We start from the raw sequence: 19705 nt of genomic DNA on the forward strand, positions 1-19705 counted from the left end.
GTTACTTACCAGCCTTTCCGACCTTGCGGCGGATGACTTCGCCTGCGTAGCGGATGCCCTTGCCCTTGTACGGGTCAGGCTTCCGCAGCTTGCGAATGTTGGCAGCAACCTCGCCGACCTGCTGCTTGTTGATACCTGAAACAGAGAGCTTGGTCGGGGTCTCAACTGCAAAGGTGATGCCGTCCGGTGCGGAAACATTTACCGGGTGGCTGTAGCCGAGAGCGAACTCAAGGTCAGATCCCTTGGCCTGAACGCGGTAACCAGTACCAACGATTTCAAGCTTCTTCTCGTAGCCCTTGGTAACGCCCTCGATCATGTTGGAGATCAGGGTGCGGGTCAGGCCGTGGAGTGAACGGGAGGCGCGCTCGTCGTTCGGGCGGGCGACAGTCAGGGTGTCTGCATCCAGGGAAACCTCGATCGGGCTGGCCACAGTGTGGTTCAGCTCGCCTTTGGTGCCCTTGACGCTGACGACAGAGCCGTCAACCTTGACCTCAACGCCGGCGGGAACGGTGATGGGGAGACGTCCAATACGTGACATTATTCTCTTCCTTTCCCGTTACCAGACGTAGGCGAGGACTTCGCCGCCCACGCCCTTCTTGCCGGCTTGCTTATCAGTCAAGAGGCCGGAAGAGGTGGACAGGATTGCGACACCCAGGCCACCGAGCACGTGCGGGAGGTTGGTGGACTTTGCGTAAACGCGCAGTCCCGGCTTGGAAATACGACGAACGCCAGCGATTGAACGCTCGCGGTTCGGTCCGAACTTGAGCTCGAGGGTCAGCTTCTTGCCAACCTCAGCGTCTTCTTCTTTCCAGGAGGCGATGTAACCTTCAGCCTTCAGGATGTCGGCAACGCGTGCCTTGAGCTTGCTGTACGGCATGGACACGGAATCGTGGTATGCCGAGTTTGCGTTGCGCAGACGCGTAAGCATGTCTGCGACAGGATCTGTCATTGTCATGGTGGGCTCTTGCCCTTCCTCATAACGGTTTCCTCGGTGGCACCTGGCGCAGTTGCCTGCATCCGGCAGCCCCGAAGGACCTGTTACGTAGTTAGATTAGTCTTCGGCCTTGAACGGGAAACCAAGCGCCTTGAGCAGCGCGCGGCCTTCGTCATCGGTCTTGGCAGTGGTTACGACGGTGATGTCCATGCCACGAACGCGGTCGATGGAGTCCTGGTCGATTTCGTGGAACATAACCTGTTCGGTCAGACCGAAGGTGTAGTTGCCGTTGCCATCGAACTGCTTGCCACTGAGGCCGCGGAAGTCGCGGATACGGGGCAGAGCCAGCGTGACCAGACGATCCAGGAATTCCCACATGCGGTCTCCACGCAGGGTAGCGTGTGCGCCGATGGGCATGCCTTCGCGCAGCTTGAACTGTGCGATCGACTTGCGGGCCTTGGTTACCTGCGGCTTCTGGCCGGTGATCAGGGTCAGATCGCGGACAGCGCCGTCGATCAGCTTGGAGTCCTTGGCGGCATCTCCAACACCCATGTTCACAACGACCTTCACCAGGCGGGGAACCTGGTTGACGTTGCTGTACTTGAATTCCTCAACGAGCGTGCTCTTGATGGAATCGGCGTACTTGGTCTTCAGACGAGGAACGATCTTCGCTGCCGGAGTCTCGAGAGTCTCAGTCATTAGATGTCCTTCCCGGAGCTCTTGGCCACGCGAACACGCACGTCCCGCTTCACGCCATTGCGCTCAACGGTCTCGGTGCGGAAACCGACGCGGGTGGGCTTCTTGGTGGACGGGTCAACCAGAGCCACGTTGGAGATGTGGATCGTGGCTTCAACAACCTCGATGCCACCGGTCTTGGTGCCGCGCTGCGACTGACCGACCTTGGTGTGCTTGGTTACGCGGTTAATGCCTTCAACCAACACGCGGTTGGTCTCAGGGAACACGCGCAGAACCTTGCCCTGCTTGCCTTTGTCGCCGCCGCGCTCAGCCTTGGCGCCAGTGATGACCTGAACCAGGTCACCCTTTTTGATCTTAGCCATGGACTAAAGCACCTCCGGAGCCAGAGAAACGATCTTCATGAACTTCTTGTCACGGAGTTCACGACCAACCGGTCCGAAGATGCGGGTACCGCGGGGGTCACCGTCAGCCTTCAGGATCACAGCTGCGTTCTCGTCAAACTTGATATAGGAACCATCCGCACGGCGGCGTTCCTTCTTGGTACGGACGATGACTGCCTTGACAACATCGCCCTTCTTTACGTTGCCGCCCGGAATTGCGTCCTTGACGGTGGCGACGATAACGTCGCCAATGCCTGCGTAGCGACGGCCAGATCCACCGAGAACGCGAATGGTAAGGATTTCCTTAGCACCCGTGTTGTCGGCGACCTTGAGTCGCGACTCCTGCTGAATCACTATTTACTCCTTGCGTCGCGCGGGTTCTCAGACCGAAAATCTTCCTACGGAATGAGCCTTGCGGAACGGTTGATCGGGGTGTCTCTTGACCTGCCTGGATTTTGCCAGACCAGGCCTAAACTCCCGTGCCAAAAACATTTGCTTCCCAGGCGGTCCGGACGGATCCGTTGCGCTAGGGGGCACTATGCCGTGGCACGATTGTTTACGAGGTAGATGACGGCGCACGAACGGCGCCATACAAACTCAATATCCTAGCACAGGAAAGCCCAGCTCCCATATCACAGGCAGCGGCCTCCTGCCCACCCTGGAGGTGCCGCGCCACTCCCCCACACCCTCTGGCACATCCTGCCGCTTTTCCATCGACCCTCTGGCACATCCTGCCGCTTTTCCAGCGACCCTCTGGCACTTCCTGCCGCCGTCCGGAGGGAGGAAGTGCCAGAGCGTTCGTAATATCCCTGCAGGAAGTGCCAGAGCGTTGCGGCAGGGCGTACGACGGCGGCAGGCACGGCACGCTTTTTGGCCCGCCCCGGGCGCCGCTCCCCCGCAAACCCGGCCCGCCGCCGTCGTGCACTCCGGGAAACCGTGCCGTGCGTGACGGCCACACCACGCCACGTTGCCACCTACTTCCCCCGAGACGCAGGAAACCCCCGCTCCCACAAGGGGAACGGGGGTTTCCAAAGCGACTCTGGAATCAGAGCTGCAGGTGTTACTTGGCCTTTTCGAGGATCTCGACCAGGCGCCACCGCTTAGTAGCGGACAGCGGGCGGGTCTCGGCGAGGAGAACGAGGTCGCCGATGCCGGCGGTGTTCTCTTCGTCGTGAGCCTTGATTTTGGTGTTGCGGCGGATGACCTTGCCGTAAAGGGCGTGCTTCACGCGGTCCTCAACCTGGACAACGATGGTCTTTTCCATCTTGTCCGAGACCACGTAGCCGCGCTTCGTCTTACGGTCACCGCGCTCGGCAGCGGTAGCTGCCGCGGAAACAGTTTCCGTCACGTTCTCGTCCTTTTCACTCACTTGGCATCCTCCTCGGTCTCAACCGTTTCAGCCTTTTCGGCCTTCTTGGTTGCTGCCTTCTTGGACTTCTTTTCTTCCTTGGCTTCCACAACGGGTGCGGCAACCTCGGCACGAATGCCCAGCTCGCGCTCACGGAGAACGGTGTAGATGCGTGCGATGTCCTTCTTTACCGCGCGCAGACGACCGTGGTTCTCCAGCTGACCGGTGGCGGACTGGAAACGCAGGTTGAACAGCTCTTCCTTAGCCTTACGGAGTTCTTCAACGAGGCGCTCGTTGTCGAACGTGTCCAGCTGTGCGGATGCAAGTTCCTTGGATCCTACTGCCATTTCTATTCACCACCTTCGCGACGCAAAATGCGTGCCTTCAACGGGAGCTTGTGGATTGCCAGGCGCAGGGCCTCGCGGGCTACCGATTCTTCGACGCCGGAGATCTCAAAGAGAACCCGGCCCGGCTTGACGTTAGCGACCCACCATTCCGGTGAACCCTTACCGGAACCCATGCGGGTTTCGGCAGGCTTCTTCGTGATAGGACGGTCCGGGTAAATGTTGATCCAGACCTTACCGCCACGCTTGATGTGGCGGGTCATCGCAATACGTGCGGACTCAATCTGACGGTTGGTAACGTATGCCGGGCTCAGGGCCTGGATGCCGTACTCACCGAAGGAGACCTTGGTGCCGCCAGTAGCAGTACCGGAACGACCCGGGTGGTGCTGCTTGCGGTGCTTGACTCGACGTGGGATAAGCATTTAAGCCTGTCCTCCTTCTACTGCAGCAGGTGCAGCCTCAACTGCCGGAGCGGCGGCAGCCGGAGCTGCCTCTGCTGCCGGACGGTCGGTACGACGGCGGCGGTCACCACGGTCAGCACCGCCGGGACGGCCCGGACGGTCGCTGGGACCGCGGCCACGGGACGGAGCAGCAGCTGCCTGCTGAGCCAGTTCCTTGGCAGTGACGTCACCCTTGTAGATCCAGACCTTCACGCCGATACGGCCGAAGGTGGTCTTGGCCTCGTAGAAGCCGTAGTCGATGTTCGCGCGGAGGGTGTGCAGGGGCACACGGCCTTCGCGGTAGAACTCCGAGCGGGACATTTCTGCGCCGCCCAGTCGACCGGAGCATGCAATACGGATGCCCTTGGCACCTGCACGCTGCGCGGACTGCATGGCCTTCTTCATCGCACGGCGGAAAGCCACGCGGGAAGTCAGCTGCTCAGCAACGCCCTGGGCAACAAGCTGTGCTTCCATCTCGGGGTTCTTTACCTCGAGGATGTTCAGCTGAACCTGCTTGCCCGTGAGCTTCTCCAGCTCGCCGCGGATGCGGTCTGCTTCGGCGCCGCGGCGACCGATAACGATGCCGGGACGTGCCGTGTGGATATCCACGCGGACACGGTCACGGGTGCGCTCGATCTCAACCTTGGCGATACCGGCGCGCTCCATGCCAACGGACATGAGCTGGCGGATACGGATGTCTTCGCGAACGAAGTCCTTGTACCGCTGGCCGGCCTTGGTGCTGTCAGCAAACCAGTGCGATACGTGATCGGTGGTGATGCCGAGTCGGAACCCGTGCGGGTTAACTTTCTGTCCCACTTAGCGAGCCTCCTCTTTCTCCGGGGTAGCGACTACCACGGTGATGTGGCTCGTGCGCTTCTTGATCTGAAATGCACGACCCTGGGCTCGCGGCTGGAACCGCTTCATGGTCGGGCCTTCATCAACAAACGCTTCGCTGATGATGAGGTCACCTTCGTCAAACGCCACGCCGTCGCGGTCCGCGAGGACCCGGGCGTTGGAGATTGCCGACTGAACTACCTTGAATACCGGCTCTGAAGCTGCCTGGGGGGCAAACTTCAGAATTGCCAGAGCCTCATTCGCTTGCTTACCACGAACAAGGTTGACGACGCGCCGGGCCTTCATAGGCGTTACGCGGATGTGACGCGCAATTGCCTTGGCTTCCATTGCTTTCCTTCTCTCGTCTTTGACGTAAGTGCAGGCGCCTAGCGGCGCTTGCCCTTACGGTCGTCCTTGACATGGCCGCGGAATGTCCGCGTGGGAGCGAATTCGCCGAGCTTGTGCCCGACCATCGACTCAGTGACAAACACCGGAATGTGCTTGCGTCCGTCGTGTACGGCGATCGTGTGCCCGAGCATGTCGGGGATGATCATCGAACGGCGGGACCAGGTCTTAATGACGTTCTTGGTGCCCTTTTCGTTTTCCCTGTCCACCTTTACAAAGAGGTGCTGGTCAACGAAAGGACCTTTTTTCAGGCTGCGTGGCATGTGTCCAGGCTCCTATCGCTTGTTCTTGCCAGTACGACGGCGACGAACAATGAGTTTGTCGCTCTCTTTGTTGGGGCGGCGCGTGCGGCCTTCCCGCTTACCGTTCGGGTTGACGGGGTGACGTCCACCGGACGTCTTACCCTCGCCACCACCGTGCGGGTGGTCAACCGGGTTCATCGCGACACCACGGACGGTCGGGCGAACGCCCTTCCAGCGCATGCGGCCGGCCTTACCCCAGTTGATGTTCGACTGCTCGGCGTTGCCGACCTCGCCGACGGTTGCGCGGCAGCGCACGTCAACGTTGCGGATTTCGCCGGAAGGCAGACGCAGCTGGGCGAAGCGGCCTTCCTTGGCAACAAGCTGGATCGATGCGCCGGCGGAACGGCCCATCTTGGCGCCGCCACCCGGACGCAGTTCAACTGCGTGGATTACGGTACCAACCGGGATGTTGAGCAGGGGCAGGTTGTTGCCGGGCTTGATGTCAGCACCGGAACCTGCTTCTACTACGTCACCCTGGGAGAGCTTGTTCGGGGCGATGATGTAACGCTTGGTGCCATCAACGTAGTGCAGGAGGGCGATGCGAGCCGTGCGGTTCGGATCGTACTCGATTTCGGCAACGCGGGCGTTGACGCCGTCTTTGTCGTGGCGACGGAAGTCGATCAGACGGTACTGGCGCTTGTGGCCACCACCCTTGTGACGGGTCGTGATCTTACCGGAGTTGTTACGGCCACCCTTTTTCGGGAGGGGACGTACCAACGACTTTTCCGGCGTCGACCGCGTGATTTCAGTGAAGTCCGCTACGCTCGAGCCACGACGGCCCGGGGTAGTCGGCTTGTATTTACGGATTCCCATAATTTATTTCCTCGTTAAAGTGGTCTCCGCTACGAGAGCGGACCGCCGAAGATGTCGATGGTGCCTTCTTTGAGGCTCACAATTGCACGCTTGGTGTTCTTGCGGGTACCCCATCCGAATTTGGTGCGCTTGCGCTTACCGGCACGGTTGATGGTGTTGATCGATTCGACCTTGACGGAGAAAATCTTCTCCACGGCCAGCTTGATCTCGGTCTTGTTCGAGCGGGGGTCCACCAGGAAGGTGTACTTGCCCTCATCGATCAGGCCGTAGCTTTTTTCCGATACGACGGGTGCAAGCACGACGTCGCGCGGGTCTTTGATGGTGGCTGCACTCACTTGGCATCCTCCTCGTTCTTTGCTACTGCCTTGTCAGCAACGAATGCTTCGTAGGCAGCCTTGGTGAAGACAACGTCGTCAGAGACGAGTACGTCGTAGGTGTTCAGCTGGTCTGCGTACAGAACGTGAACACCGGCGAGGTTGCGCACGGAAAGTGCTGCAACATCGTTGGCGCGCTCGATGACAACCAGCAGGTTCTTGCGCTCGGAAACTCCGCGCAAGGTTGCAAGTGCGTTCTTGACGGACGGCTTGGTGCCCTCCACCAGTTCAGCAACAACGTGGATGCGTCCGTTGCGTGCCCGGTCAGAGAGTGCGCCGCGCAGTGCAGCAGCAATCATCTTCTTGGGGGTGCGCTGGCTGTAGTCACGCGGTGTGGGACCGTGGACAACGCCACCACCGGTCATGTGAGGAGCACGGATTGAACCCTGACGGGCGCGGCCGGTGCCCTTCTGCTTGAACGGCTTGCGACCTGCACCGGAAACCTCGGCGCGGGTCTTGGTCTTGTGGGTACCCTGGCGAGCAGCAGCGAGCTGGGCAACGACGACCTGGTGCAGCAAAGGCACGTTGGTCTGAACGTCGAAGATCTCTGCGGGCAGGTCAACCTTGACAGTGCTAGTCATTGAACTAGGCTCCCTTCACGGCGGTGCGTACGAGTACGACCTGGCCGCGGGCGCCGGGGACGGCACCCTTGATCAGGAGCAGCGACTTCTCGACGTCAACTGCGTGAACCGTGAGGTTCAGCGTGGTGTGACGAACGGCGCCCATGCGGCCGGCCATTTTCATGCCCTTGAAGACGCGGCTCGGGGTGGATGCGCCACCGATTGAACCGGGCTTACGGTGGTTCTTGTGGGCACCGTGGGAAGCTCCAACGCCGTGGAAGCCGTGACGCTTCATAACACCGGCGAAGCCCTTACCCTTGGTGGTGCCGATAACGTCGATCTTCTGGCCGGCTTCGAAGAGCTCAACAGAAAGCTCCTGGCCCAGCTCGTAAGTGTCAGCATCTGCAGTGCGCAGTTCGACGACGTGGCGGCGAGGCGTGACGCCTGCCTTTTCAAAGTGACCAGCCAGCGGCTTGGTGACCTTGCGGGGATCGATCTGGCCGTAGCCGATCTGAACAGCGACATAGCCATCAGTGTCTGCGTTGCGCAGCTGAGTGATGACGTTCGAATCTGCCTGGACCACAGTGACGGGGATGAGCTTGTTGTTCTCGTCCCAGACCTGGGTCATGCCGAGCTTCGTGCCCAGCAGGCCCTTTACGTTACGGGTTGCGGTCATAGTCTCTCAGCACCTCCCTACAGCTTGATTTCGATGTTCACGTCTGCCGGCAGGTCGAGACGCATGAGCGAGTCGACAGCCTTGGGCGTGGGATCGATGATGTCGATAAGACGCTTGTGCGTGCGCATTTCAAAGTGCTCGCGGCTGTCTTTGTACTTGTGCGGAGAGCGGATTACGCAGTAGATGTTCTTCTCCGTCGGAAGCGGCACGGGGCCAACTACCGTGGCGCCTGCGCGCGTGACCGTCTCAACGATCTTCCGTGCTGAAACATCAATGACCTCGTGGTCATATGACTTCAGCCGGATGCGGATTTTTTGTCCCGCCATGTCGCCTGACTCTCTTTCAGTTAGTGCTGCTCCGGTGAGGGCTGCTCTGTTTACTTGCGTGTTGCATGTGGCTGCCGAAGCATTTGAAGTCTGAACTACCACCCGCCGCACAAGCTGAATCCGGAAGAATCCGGGTTCCTCAACCTGCCGGCGTAACCGACCCCCGCGGTCGGGCGTGTCGCGCTTAGCACGCATACAAATCCGCAGTTCCATGGGGAGTGGGTTATGTTTGGTCTCCAACTTGGACCCTGACACCCGGCATTATCCGGATCGGGACACGAAGAAGCGCTTGAACAACTCATCTAGTATGCCGGATATTATGCGCAGAAGCTAATCTGGGCTATCGGACGAGGGTGGGGCATACGTTCCCGCGTTCGACGGCGTCCCCGCAGGTGGCGTCGCCGGCCGGCGGCACCTGCAGGGTTCCCGTCGCTGTCCGTCCCGGGTCATTGCCTTCGGCAACATCCGAATGGATGATAAGGGAATGACCGTCGAGCATGACGTATCCATTCGGGATCTGGCCGGACGCCTGCCGCGTTCGTTCACGCTGGGAGTTGCTGCTGCCGCCTTCCAGATCGAAGGCGCACTGGCCACGGACGGCCGAGGCCCCTCAGGCTGGGACGCCTTCGCGGAGAAGCCGGGAGCCATCATGGATGGCCACTCCCCGGCAATGGCCTGCGACCATTACAACCGCTCCCCCGAAGATGTGGCGCTGATGCGGGAACTGGGCGTGGACTCCTACCGCTTTTCGATTTCCTGGCCGCGGATCCAGCCGGAGGGCCGGGGCGCCTTCAATGAACAGGGCCTGGACTTCTACGACCGCCTGATCGACCAGCTTCTTGAAGCCGGCATCTCCCCCATGGCCACCCTGTACCACTGGGATACGCCGTTGCCTCTGGAACACCGCGGCGGGTGGATGAACAGGGCCACCGCCGAACGGTTCGCAGAATATTCTGCGGCGGCGGGCCGGCGCTTCGGTGACCGCGTGGACCAGTGGGTCACACTCAACGAGCCTGCTTCGGTGGTGCTGAACGGGTATGCCCTGGGCGTTCATGCTCCCGGGCGGGGCCTGCTGTTTGAGGCGTTTCCTGCCGTTCATAACCAGCTGCTCGCCCACGGCCTGTCCGTTCAGGCGCTCCGGGCGGAGGGCGTCCGCGGCGGGATTGGCGTGACCAACCTGCACTCCCCTGTGCGGCCGGCCACGGGAAAAATCACCGACCGGGTTGCCGCCAAGGTCTTCGACCTGATGCTGAACCGGATCTATGCCGATCCGATCCTCCTGGGCCGTTATCCTTCGGCCCTGAGGCTGGCCCGGCCGTGGTTGCGTTCCCTGCCCAGGATTTCCGACGCGGATCTCCGCACCATCCACCAGCCCGTGGACTTCTACGGCGTCAACTACTACCAGCCTGTGAAGGTGGCGGCAGGGCAGGGAACCGGTGATGACCTGACGGTGCCGGCTGAAGCGATGATCCGGATTCCTGCCCATCAGGTGCCGTTTGAGGAGTACGCCGCAACGGGATTCGGCTGGCCGGTTGCTCCGGATCATCTGGGGATCCTGCTGCGCGAACTGAAGGACCGCTACAAGCACGCCTTGCCCCCGCTGTACATCACCGAAAGCGGCGCGAGCTTCCCTGAACCGGATCATGTGACCGGACCCATCCAGGACCATCAGCGGATCGATTACATTTCGGGGCACTTGCGCCATGCCATGGAAGCGACCGCGCCCGGAGGGATTGCCCACGACGTCGATCTCCGCGGCTACTACGTCTGGACGCTGATGGACAACTTTGAATGGGCGGCCGGCTACTCGCAGCGGTTCGGGCTGGTGCACGTGGATTTCGACACGTTGGAGCGGACCCCGAAGGAGTCCTTCTACTGGTACCAGGCGCTTAGCCACGCCCGGAAGAAGCGGCTGGGCTGACGCCTGTCGGCGGCCTGCCGGCCAGCAGCCTACTGGTTCTTATTCGCACGGTTGATGCGCTTGGCGCGGTCAATCTCGTTGCGGAAATTCTTCTTGGCCCAGAACACTCCGGCCACCACTGCAGCTGCAATGATCAAAAAAATCAGCCATTCCATGATGTACTCCTCTCACTCCCAGCAACAGTATCAGGACCTGCCGGACGGCTCACTGGCTCCGGCAGGCCCATGTCCGGGCCCAGGTCCGACGGCTTCAGGCCCGCCACTTTCGGGTCCGTCACTTGCCGGGCCTTCACTCGCCGGACCCGCGGTCGGGCCAGCCGCCAGGCCACGGTTCAGGCGCCAGACGGCAAAGACGATGAGCCCGGCGGCAATCAGCGCCAACAGCACGAACGTGTAGTTCCTCATCGCCCACAGGATGCAGGCGGCAACCCCGGCAGCACCCCACCAGACAAACATCCGCTCCCCCAGGCCAAGGCCGGCCACCAGGAGCAGGGCAAGTAATACCAGCACCCAGAGCTGCTGGCTGCCGGCGCCGCCGAACACCACGCCCAGGCCACTGACTGACAGCAGCACAGACGCCGCACCGACCAGGAAACGCCCGGCGGGCTGGCCGCCGGAGGCATACCTCAGGGCACCGAGACCGGCCGCCAGCAGCACGTACCACTGGACCACCCAGAACGGATCGGGCAGTCCGGCCCCCAGCCTGCCGCCGCGCCCGTCCAGCTCGAACAGCGCAGCCCGCTGGACTGCAGCCGTCAGCAGGAGCGCACCCACCTCGAAGACCACCCGGCGGACCCGGAGTGGCGCTTCGCGATAGGCGATACCGGCGGCGAGGGCCAACACGGCAGCAGCAACCCAGGACGTTGCATCGTGCCGGACCCCGGCCAGTGCCGCCAGAATGAGGCCAAGGAACGCGGCGCCCGCGAGGGACCAGCGACGCATCGGGTCACCCTGCAGCGGGATGCTGCGGTACAGCCGGACGGCGTACAGCATGGCGGACGCAGCCCCGGCGCCGGCCAGCCACGGCAGGAACCCGCCCCACGCACCAGACACGTCCGAATATGCTTCCGCGGCCAGGATGACACTGCCACCAAGTGCCGCCAAGGCACCAGGCGGATAAAGCCGGGGAAGGTTCTCGACATGCGAGGCAGCAAAGCCAACGGCAGAAATGACCAAAACCGCGGCCCCAGCGACCCAGCCCGCAGCCAGTGGCGAGATGAGCACCGCAAGAAGGCCGGACAGACCGGCCATGATCAGCCACAGCAAGTGTTCGACGTCCGCTACGGGCACATTCCGCTGGCGCCGAATGATGCCGGCAACAGACGCGAGCACTGCCAGCAACAGCAGCACCACAGCAGTTCCGGTGTGGCTCAGCGCCGGCGACACCAGGAAGGTTCCACCAAAGGTGACCAGCGGGCCCAAGGCAAGCACCCCGAACAGCACGGCGTACACAGCGAAGTACAGCGCCCCGCGGGCAGTAAAAAGTTTCCTCGCCACAACGGCGGAAGCCAGGAGCATCAGCAGCTCCAGCAGAACAACCCAGCGTCCGCCGTCGTCGTCCCGTCCGAGAGCCCTGGTGATCCCCGGCCCCACGATGTACGTCAGCGGCAGCAAGGCCTGCCCGGCGAGGGTGATCCAGACAGCCGCCTGCTGGAACGGGACCTCAGTGAGCCGGGAGCGCATGACCCAGCGGACCGCGTGCTGCGCAGCCAGCACCACGGCGAAGGTCAGGGAAACCACGGTGGGCGAAGCAGTGATGTCGTAACTGAGCACCAGCGCCAGTGCCGCGGTCAGGACGCGGGCCGCGGCAAAGTACCAGCCCTTCCGGACGCGCTGCGGCTCGGCCACCACCATCAGAGCGGAGTAGACGGCGAACACGCCGATGATCATTTCAACCTTGCGGATGTCGCCGTCGGTCAGTGCCAGCAGCACGACCAGTGCGCCGGGGGCCAGTGCGAGGGCGCCGGTCTCGTTCCGGAGAAGGTAGCCGGCGGCGGCCGCGCAGAGAGCCACGAGGCCAGCAGCCCAGGTCCCCTGCCAGTCTGCGGAATCACCTCCGGCAAGGGCGGCCGTGCAGGCGAGCTGAGTAAGGAGCACGGCGCCAGCGTCCGCAAGAATGTAACGGGGCGCCCGACGGCGGGTGGCCGCGATCAGCGGAAAGCTCAGTTGGAGTGCCAGGACCGTCACGAGGACCGTGGCCGGATGAATCACCTCATCCGCGAAGACCAGCGGCCCGCCCTCCTCCTGCAACTGGTGGAACGCCGTGAGCGCGAGGACCGCGGCGGCCGCCCGGCCCAACCACCAGTAGGTCCAGCGGTGCTGGCGTGCACGAAGCCGCGCGGCCGTGACCAGCAGATACGCAACCACCAGGAGCAGCGCCAGATTTCCGGCTGCCTGGGACACGGCGTGGAACGAGACCGCCGCGGCGACCAGGGACATGCCAAGCGGCAAGGCCTCCCCCACCGTCGCAGACCAGTCCCTTTCCGCGGCGGGCCGTGGAACCAGCAGCGTCCCGACACCAAAAGCGGCGATGAGTTGGAGAAACAGTCCGGCGGCCGTCAGAGTCTGATCCGCCGACTCATCGAAGGCCGCCAGCCCGATCAGGGCCACGGCGCCGCCGGCACCGAAAACTGCGAGGGTGGCCTGCGGCGCCAACGTCCGGACCCCTGAACGCTCCAGGGTTGCGGTCACGAGCTGCTGGCACACCAGTGCGACCAGCAGAGCGAACACGGAGGCCTCGGCACGCCCCGGGCGCTCATCCAGCATGGCCGCGACCGTCACGGGAACAGCAAACGTCAGGGCCAGCCGGGCACCCAGGATCAAACGGCTCCGGAAGTCACCGGGTGAGTAAACGCCGCGGACCGCCCAGTAGCCGGCCGAGATGACCAGCAGGACAGCCAGCGGCCACGCTCCCATCGAAGGAGACGCAACCACCGCCAACGCCAGCGCAGCGACGGGCGCCCATTCGGTACGGCCCGCCCACCTGATGGCAAGGACCATGCCCGTGCCCAGGGACAACGAGACGGGCATCCACAACGGCACTGTTTCCGCATACTCAGGAGCGATGGCGGAACCGCGGAACAATCCGTTGGCAATTTCCTTGAGGCCAAACACCGTTGTCACGAGTAGTTGCAGTCCGAAGGTCAGTGAGGCGTCGAAGCGCCAACGGACGTCGCTTTCGCCGTCCGCGTCCCTGGCAGCCGAGGACGTGGTCCCCTCCGGCTGCGGGAACCAAGTGTCAAGCCGCCCCGTCAGCAACGCCACCGTCCCTGCCTGGACAGCAAGCAGCGCGGCGGCTGTGAGCAGCGCGTCACTCCCCCGGCCGCTCAAGTGCCAGGCCTCGACGGTGGCGGCAAGAGTCAGCGCTGCACGTGCACCGTAGAGGTTGAGCAGCCTCAGCCGCCCGGGAGCTGCCGATCTCCACGGAGCCGCGGCCATCAAGGCGAAGTACAGTCCGCACATGCCCATGACCAGGGCGTATTCCGCCTTGTCCAGGAGCAGCGGGACGAAGGTTGCGGCGGCCGCCACGGCGGGAACCACCATCGGGTGCAGTACTGTCAGGGGCCTGACGTAGACCGGTGGGAGCCAGCCCGGCCGGACCAAAGCCAGCGCTGAAAGCAGTGTGGCCAGTCCGATCAGCACTGTGAAGTACCAGACCAGGGCACCGCCAAGCACGGAGACACCGGAACACGCAGTTGATGCCACGAAGGTGAGGGACAGGTACACCAGCACGCGGCTCTCAAGGCGCACCGCTGCCGCTATGTAGCCGGCGGTGCCGATCAAGGACGTGATCAGCCACGCGGCCGGGCCATCCGGCAGCGCGAAGTTGTACAGCGCCAGGCCGGTCACCGGAACCATGCCCAGGCCGGTGCCTGTGAACGCGACCGCAGCCGGCTTGAGCCGGGGCACCCTGGCAAGAAGCACAAACCCCGCACCGTAGAAAAGAGCAGTCACACCACAGACCCCGGCGAAGCGCATCACGGGTGGCAGGCTCGTACCGATGAACAGGGCCGCGGCCGCCACCAACAGCAGACTGGCAACGTACAAGGTGATGTTGATGTTCTGGCGGTCCCGCTTTTCCCGCCGGGCCCGCCGCTCGGACGGCGTCTCCCGGACCGGGTGGAATTCCTCGGCGCGGAAGGTATCGGTGTGAGAGGTACCAGCCCGGAGAGTTGGTGGTGCCTGCGGGACCCGCGGGGCGGAGACGACCACCCGGGCAGGAGGCGCAGGAACCGTCACTGGGGGAAGCGGTGAAACGACGGCGAAAGGCGAGGCGGGTGCCAAGGAGACGGGAACCTCCGAGGGAGGCACGGACGGTGCCGGCCGGGCCGCGCTGCTGGCCGCCGTCGTCGGGCCCTGGACCCTGGCCATGGCGTCAAGCCACCCCTGGAGATGGCCGGCACGGTAACCGGCCTCGTACGCTTCGTTCCCCACGGTGGTCCCTCTCCCGAAGACAGGTTGCCTGTCCGTCTGTCGAGCGCTATTAATCCAATGACTGGATTAACTGTAGCAAAGAACAACCCCGCTGCACCAGCAGCGGGGTTGTTCCAGACTTCACCTCAGGCCGTCAGACGGCCTGCAGTTCAGCGGTCAATCAGATCAGCAAGTGACTACTTGATGATCTTGGTGACGCGTCCTGAACCAACGGTGCGGCCGCCTTCGCGGATAGCGAAGCCGAGGCCCTCTTCCATGGCGATGGGCTGGATGAGCGCAACGGTCATCTCAGTGTTGTCGCCAGGCATAACCATTTCCGTGCCTTCCGGCAGGGTGATAACGCCGGTTACGTCCGTGGTGCGGAAGTAGAACTGCGGGCGGTAGTTGGAGTAGAACGGGTTGTGACGCCCGCCTTCGTCCTTGGAGAGGATGTAGACGTTAGCCTCGAAGTCGGTGTGCGGGGTGATGGAACCCGGCTTGACGACAACCTGGCCACGCTCTACGTCATCACGCTTCAGACCGCGGAGCAGGAGGCCACAGTTCTCGCCGGCCCATGCTTCGTCGAGCTGCTTGTGGAACATCTCGATACCGGTAACCGTGGTCTTCTGGACCGGGCGGATGCCGACGATCTCGACCTCGGAGTTGATGGCGAGGGTTCCACGCTCGGCGCGGCCCGTAACAACGGTGCCACGGCCGGTGATCGTGAAGACGTCTTCGATCGGCATCAGGAAGGGCTTGTCACGGTCACGAACGGGGTCCGGTACCGAGTTGTCTACAGCTTCCATGAGGTCCTCGACGGACTTGACCCAAACCGGGTCGCCTTCGAGGGCCTTCAGGCCGGAGACGCGAACGACGGGTGCTTCGTCGCCATCGAAGCCCTGAGCGGAAAGCAGCTCACGAACTTCCATTTCAACGAGGTCCAGCAGTTCTTCGTCGTCAACCATGTCCGACTTGTTCAGAGCAACCAGCAGGTAGGGAACACCAACCTGGCGGGCGAGCAGGACGTGCTCGCGGGTCTGAGCCATCGGGCCGTCAGTGGCGGCAACCACGAGGATTGCACCGTCCATCTGTGCAGCACCGGTGATCATGTTCTTGATGTAGTCAGCGTGACCCGGAGCGTCTACGTGTGCGTAGTGGCGCTTCTCGGTCTGGTACTCAACGTGGGAGATGTTGATGGTAATGCCGCGCTGACGCTCTTCGGGAGCAGAGTCAATGGACGCGAAGTCGCGCTGCTCGTTGAGTGTCGGGTACTTGTCGTACAGCACCTTGGAAATCGCGGCCGTCAACGTCGTCTTACCGTGGTCAACGTGACCAATGGTGCCGATGTTAACGTGCGGCTTAGTCCGCTCGAACTTTGCCTTTGCCACAGGTTCCTCCTAGAACGTTTTCAAATGACTTACCCTTCGACCGCGCTTGTCGCGGCGAAACTTTGAGTAAGTCTACTTGGGGGGCTTTGGATTGATGAAATTGCAGATTCAGGAACTAATACTAGTCCCACGAGCCTGTCGGTGCAGATGGCCGGCCCCGGCTGGACCGGATGGCACTGACCGGAACCCTGCCATCTGCACCAGGTGAATTTCCGGAACCGGAAACGCACCCGAGTTTGTTGCTGCGAGAGCCTTGGAGACTACTCGCCGCGGTTCTTCTGGATGATCTCGTCGGCGTAAGCCTTCGGGACCTCGGCGTAGCTGTGGAACGTCATGGAGTACACAGCGCGGCCCTGGGTCTTCGAGCGCAGGTCACCGATGTAGCCGAACATGCCGGACAGCGGGACGTGCGCGCGGATGACCTTGACGCCCTGGGCATCTTCCATGGACTGCATCTGGCCACGGCGGGAGTTGAGGTCACCGATAACTTCACCCATGTATTCCTCAGGGGTGCGGACCTCGACATCCATCAGCGGTTCGAGCAGGATGGGGTTCGCTTTGCGTGCGGCTTCCTTGAAAGCCATGCGGCCAGCGATCTTGAACGCCATTTCCGAGGAGTCAACATCGTGGTACGCGCCGTCAATCAGCGTGGCCTTGATGCCGACAACCGGGTAACCGGCCAGGACGCCGTCGTTCAGTGCATCCTGGATACCGGCGTCCACCGACGGGATGTATTCGCGGGGAATACGGCCACCGGTGACCTTGTTCTCGAACTCGTACAGCTCGCCTTCGGACGTGTCCAACGGCGCGATCGCAATCTGGATCTTTGCGAACTGACCCGAACCACCGGTCTGCTTCTTGTGCGTGTAGTCGTGACGCTCTACAGCACGCTTGATGGTTTCGCGGTAAGCAACCTGCGGCTTGCCAACGTTTGCCTCGACCTTGAATTCGCGGCGCATGCGGTCCACCAGGATGTCCAGGTGGAGCTCGCCCATGCCGGCGATGATGGTCTGGCCGGTGTCCTCGTTGAGGGAGACCTGGAAGGTCGGGTCCTCAGCGGAGAGCTTCTGGATGGCCGTGGAGAGCTTCTCCTGGTCACCCTTGGTGTTCGGCTCGATCGCAACTGAGATCACGGGCTCCGGGAAGCTCATGGACTCGAGGACGATCTGGTTGGAGGAATCGCACAGGGTGTCGCCCGTGGTGGTGTCCTTCAGGCCGATCGCTGCGTAGATGTGGCCGGCGGTAGCGCCGTCAACCGGCATTTCCTTGTTGGCGTGCATCTGGAACAGCTTGCCGATGCGCTCTTTCTTGCCCTTGGTGGAGTTGACCACCTGTGAGCCTGCTTCCACGTGACCGGAGTACACGCGGATGAAGGTCAGCTGACCGAAGAACGGGTGCGTGGCAATCTTGAACGCCAGAGCCGAGAACGGCTCTTCGGAAGACGGCTTGCGCGTCAGTTCCTTCTCTTCGTCGCGGGGATCGTGACCGATCATCGGCGGGACGTCGAGCGGGTTCGGCAGGTAGTCGACGACGGCGTCAAGCATCGGCTGGACACCGCGGTTCTTGAAGGCAGAGCCACAGAACACCGGGTACAGCTCGGAGTTGATCGTCATCTTGCGGATGCCGGCCTTGAGTTCGTCCTCGGAGATTTCTTCGCCTTCGAGGTACTTCTCCATGAGCTCTTCGGAGGACTCCGCAACGGTCTCAACGAGCGTTGCGCGGTACTCTTCAGCCTTTTCCTTGAGGTCAGCCGGGATCTCCTGGATCTCGTACTTGGCACCCATGGTGACGTCGCCCTTGGAGTCGCCGGGCCAGACCAGTGCGCGCATGTAGAGCAGGTCGACGACGCCGACGAAGTCGTTCTCGGCACCGATCGGCAGCTGCATGACCAGCGGCTTGGCACCGAGGCGGCCGATGATGGTGTCCACGGTGAAGTAGAAGTCAGCACCGAGCTTGTCCATCTTGTTGACGAAGCAGATACGCGGAACGTTGTACTTGTCAGCCTGGCGCCAGACGGTCTCGGACTGAGGCTCAACGCCTTCCTTGCCATCGAAAACAGCGACAGCGCCGTCGAGGACGCGCAAGGAGCGCTCAACCTCAACGGTGAAGTCAACGTGGCCGGGGGTGTCGATGATGTTGATCTGGTTGTTTTCCCAGAAGCAGGTCACGGCGGCAGACGTGATGGTGATGCCGCGTTCCTTTTCCTGTTCCATCCAGTCAGTGGTCGAAGCGCCGTCGTGCGTTTCGCCAATCTTGTGGTTCACACCTGTGTAGAACAGAATGCGCTCGGTGGTGGTGGTCTTGCCGGCATCAATGTGGGCCATGATGCCGATGTTGCGGACCTTACTAAGGTCGGTAAGCACGTCCTGTGCCACGGTGTCTCCCTTTCGGATGGACTGCACGTTCGCCGCCGGCTCTGTTGAGCCGGCGGCGTCCGGGAAGTATTACCAGCGGTAGTGTGCGAAGGCCTTGTTGGACTCGGCCATCTTGTGGGTGTCTTCGCGACGCTTCACAGCGGCACCGAGACCGTTGGACGCATCCAGGATTTCGTTCTGGAGGCGCTCGGTCATGGTCTTCTCACGGCGGGCCTTGGAGTAGCCAACCAGCCAACGCAGGGCGAGGGCGGTGGAGCGGCCCGGCTTGACCTCAACCGGTACCTGGTAGGTGGCGCCGCCAACGCGGCGTGAGCGGACCTCGAGGGAAGGCTTGACGTTCTCCATGGCCTTCTTGAGGGCTGCTACGGGGTCGCCGCCGGACTTGGCGCGTGCGCCTTCGAGGGCACCGTAGACGATGCGCTCTGCGGTGGACTTCTTGCCGTCAACGAGCACCTTGTTGATCAGCTGAGTGACCAGTGGGGAGCCGTAAACGGGATCTAGTACGAGCGGCCGCTTGGGGGCCGGACCCTTGCGAGGCATATTACTTCTTCTCCATCTTTGCGCCGTAGCGGCTGCGGGCCTGCTTACGGTTCTTCACACCCTGGGTATCAAGGGCGCCACGGACGATCTTGTAGCGGACACCCGGAAGGTCCTTAACACGACCACCGCGAACGAGCACAATGGAGTGCTCCTGCAGGTTGTGGCCTACACCGGGGATGTAAGCGGTAACTTCAACGCCGCCGTTGAGGCGCACACGTGCGACCTTACGAAGAGCCGAGTTCGGCTTCTTGGGGGTGGTGGTGTAGACGCGGGTGCAAACACCGCGGCGCATCGGGCTGCCGTTAAGGGCAGGAGCCTTGGTCTTTTTGACCTTAGGCGTGCGGCCCTTGCGGACCAGCTGGTTAATCGTAGGCACTCTCGTGTTCTCCGTTGGTTTGATCTCTACCGGCGCATTCGGGCGTCAGCCCTTGCGTTGCACTGGTTTGGCGTTGTCCCTGCAGCCGTGAGGTCTAGAATCTTGCTTAGGCGTGCAAAAGCGTGGCATTCGTTGCGCACCTAGCCCGCAACCCGGAAACAAGCTCCCACCGAAGCATCATGAGAACAAAACCAAAATGATGCTGCGGCGGCCTTCATCCACTGCCACACAGAACAATTACAAAAATTCTAGCACGGCTTG

Annotated in this window: 24 protein-coding genes; 1 reads left to right on the forward strand and 23 read right to left on the reverse strand. The window is 62.2% G+C overall.

The genetic code is table 11. The features are described 5' to 3' along the window. Position 1 precedes the first annotated feature (1 nt). From rplF to ACS5PJ_RS09990, 17 genes are all read right to left on the reverse strand, one after another. Positions 2–538 carry a 50S ribosomal protein L6 gene (gene rplF, locus ACS5PJ_RS09910; protein WP_108599822.1) on the reverse strand — a complete coding sequence of 179 codons (537 nt, stop codon included), beginning with the start codon at positions 536–538 and terminating at the stop codon, positions 2–4. A gap of 18 nt (positions 539–556) precedes the next feature. After that, positions 557–955, reverse strand: coding sequence for a 30S ribosomal protein S8 (gene rpsH, locus ACS5PJ_RS09915; RefSeq protein ID WP_056425243.1), 399 nt, complete (start codon positions 953–955; stop codon positions 557–559). Positions 956–1051: 96 nt separating this feature from the next. Further along, the gene (gene rplE, locus ACS5PJ_RS09920) at positions 1052–1633 is read right to left on the reverse strand and encodes a 50S ribosomal protein L5 (protein WP_056344366.1); all 582 of its coding nucleotides are present in this window, start codon (positions 1631–1633) and stop codon (positions 1052–1054) included. Further along, the gene (rplX, locus tag ACS5PJ_RS09925) at positions 1633–1992 is read right to left on the reverse strand and encodes a 50S ribosomal protein L24 (protein WP_108599820.1); all 360 of its coding nucleotides are present in this window, start codon (positions 1990–1992) and stop codon (positions 1633–1635) included. The genes rplE and rplX overlap by 1 nt, the downstream gene beginning before the upstream one ends. 3 nt (positions 1993–1995) lie before the next feature. Beyond that, the gene (rplN, locus tag ACS5PJ_RS09930; RefSeq protein WP_024366126.1) at positions 1996–2364 is read right to left on the reverse strand and encodes a 50S ribosomal protein L14; all 369 of its coding nucleotides are present in this window, start codon (positions 2362–2364) and stop codon (positions 1996–1998) included. A 706-nt stretch (positions 2365–3070) separates the two neighbouring features. Further along, positions 3071–3379 (reverse strand): 30S ribosomal protein S17, encoded by a 309-nt coding sequence (gene rpsQ / locus ACS5PJ_RS09935; protein WP_108599005.1) that lies wholly within the window; start codon positions 3377–3379, stop codon positions 3071–3073. Then, the gene (gene rpmC / locus ACS5PJ_RS09940; RefSeq protein WP_066293285.1) at positions 3376–3705 is read right to left on the reverse strand and encodes a 50S ribosomal protein L29; all 330 of its coding nucleotides are present in this window, start codon (positions 3703–3705) and stop codon (positions 3376–3378) included. Before rpmC ends, rpsQ begins: the two co-directional genes overlap by 4 nt. A 2-nt stretch (positions 3706–3707) precedes the next feature. Beyond that, entirely contained in the window at positions 3708–4124 is a 417-nt protein-coding gene (rplP, locus tag ACS5PJ_RS09945) for a 50S ribosomal protein L16 (protein ID WP_108599007.1), read from the reverse strand. Next, positions 4125–4958, reverse strand: a complete 834-nt coding sequence (gene rpsC, locus ACS5PJ_RS09950) for a 30S ribosomal protein S3 (RefSeq protein WP_354146212.1) — start codon at positions 4956–4958, stop codon at positions 4125–4127. Further along, positions 4959–5324 carry a 50S ribosomal protein L22 gene (gene rplV / locus ACS5PJ_RS09955; protein ID WP_003803798.1) on the reverse strand — a complete coding sequence of 122 codons (366 nt, stop codon included), beginning with the start codon at positions 5322–5324 and terminating at the stop codon, positions 4959–4961. It abuts the gene before it with no gap. Positions 5325–5362: 38 nt separating this feature from the next. Further along, the gene (gene rpsS, locus ACS5PJ_RS09960) at positions 5363–5644 is read right to left on the reverse strand and encodes a 30S ribosomal protein S19 (RefSeq protein ID WP_011692805.1); all 282 of its coding nucleotides are present in this window, start codon (positions 5642–5644) and stop codon (positions 5363–5365) included. A gap of 12 nt (positions 5645–5656) precedes the next feature. Continuing rightward, on the reverse strand, positions 5657–6496 hold the full coding sequence (rplB, locus tag ACS5PJ_RS09965; RefSeq protein ID WP_056344386.1) for a 50S ribosomal protein L2: 840 nt from the start codon (positions 6494–6496) through the stop codon (positions 5657–5659). Positions 6497–6525: 29 nt separating this feature from the next. Further along, a complete protein-coding gene (gene rplW, locus ACS5PJ_RS09970) occupies positions 6526–6831 on the reverse strand; it encodes a 50S ribosomal protein L23 (RefSeq protein WP_018773664.1) in 306 nt (101 codons plus the stop codon). Next, positions 6828–7451, reverse strand: coding sequence for a 50S ribosomal protein L4 (rplD, locus tag ACS5PJ_RS09975; protein WP_108599009.1), 624 nt, complete (start codon positions 7449–7451; stop codon positions 6828–6830). Before rplD ends, rplW begins: the two co-directional genes overlap by 4 nt. Before the next feature lie 4 nt (positions 7452–7455). Then, positions 7456–8106: a 50S ribosomal protein L3 gene (gene rplC, locus ACS5PJ_RS09980; RefSeq protein WP_108599010.1), complete on the reverse strand. Its 651-nt coding sequence runs from the start codon at positions 8104–8106 to the stop codon at positions 7456–7458. A 17-nt stretch (positions 8107–8123) separates the two neighbouring features. Continuing rightward, the gene (rpsJ, locus tag ACS5PJ_RS09985; RefSeq protein ID WP_038464699.1) at positions 8124–8432 is read right to left on the reverse strand and encodes a 30S ribosomal protein S10; all 309 of its coding nucleotides are present in this window, start codon (positions 8430–8432) and stop codon (positions 8124–8126) included. A gap of 340 nt (positions 8433–8772) precedes the next feature. Continuing rightward, a complete protein-coding gene (locus tag ACS5PJ_RS09990; RefSeq protein ID WP_439434723.1) occupies positions 8773–8931 on the reverse strand; it encodes a hypothetical protein in 159 nt (52 codons plus the stop codon). Between ACS5PJ_RS09990 and ACS5PJ_RS09995 the strand changes: the two genes are divergently transcribed. Then, positions 8917–10353, forward strand: coding sequence for a GH1 family beta-glucosidase (locus ACS5PJ_RS09995; RefSeq protein ID WP_439434724.1), 1437 nt, complete (start codon positions 8917–8919; stop codon positions 10351–10353). The two genes, ACS5PJ_RS09990 and ACS5PJ_RS09995, sit on opposite strands and share 15 nt — an antisense overlap. A 29-nt stretch (positions 10354–10382) precedes the next feature. Here ACS5PJ_RS09995 and ACS5PJ_RS10000 read toward each other — a convergent pair whose 3' ends face one another. The 6 genes from ACS5PJ_RS10000 to rpsL form a co-directional block, all read right to left on the reverse strand. Next, positions 10383–10508 carry a hypothetical protein gene (locus ACS5PJ_RS10000; protein WP_439434725.1) on the reverse strand — a complete coding sequence of 42 codons (126 nt, stop codon included), beginning with the start codon at positions 10506–10508 and terminating at the stop codon, positions 10383–10385. Between the two features lie 30 nt (positions 10509–10538). After that, positions 10539–14786, reverse strand: coding sequence for a hypothetical protein (locus tag ACS5PJ_RS10005; RefSeq protein WP_439434726.1), 4248 nt, complete (start codon positions 14784–14786; stop codon positions 10539–10541). A gap of 176 nt (positions 14787–14962) precedes the next feature. Continuing rightward, complete coding sequence (tuf, locus tag ACS5PJ_RS10010; protein ID WP_108600234.1) at positions 14963–16153, reverse strand: elongation factor Tu; 1191 nt, start codon at positions 16151–16153, stop codon at positions 14963–14965. 260 nt (positions 16154–16413) lie between these two features. Then, positions 16414–18528, reverse strand: coding sequence for an elongation factor G (fusA, locus tag ACS5PJ_RS10015; protein ID WP_439434727.1), 2115 nt, complete (start codon positions 18526–18528; stop codon positions 16414–16416). Between the two features lie 69 nt (positions 18529–18597). After that, positions 18598–19068 carry a 30S ribosomal protein S7 gene (gene rpsG, locus ACS5PJ_RS10020; RefSeq protein ID WP_011692813.1) on the reverse strand — a complete coding sequence of 157 codons (471 nt, stop codon included), beginning with the start codon at positions 19066–19068 and terminating at the stop codon, positions 18598–18600. 1 nt (position 19069) lies between these two features. Continuing rightward, a complete protein-coding gene (gene rpsL, locus ACS5PJ_RS10025) occupies positions 19070–19444 on the reverse strand; it encodes a 30S ribosomal protein S12 (RefSeq protein WP_011692814.1) in 375 nt (124 codons plus the stop codon). Positions 19445–19705: the final 261 nt, after the last annotated feature.

This window comes from Pseudarthrobacter cremeus (assembly GCF_051857465.1).
GTDB lineage: Bacteria > Actinomycetota > Actinomycetes > Actinomycetales > Micrococcaceae > Arthrobacter.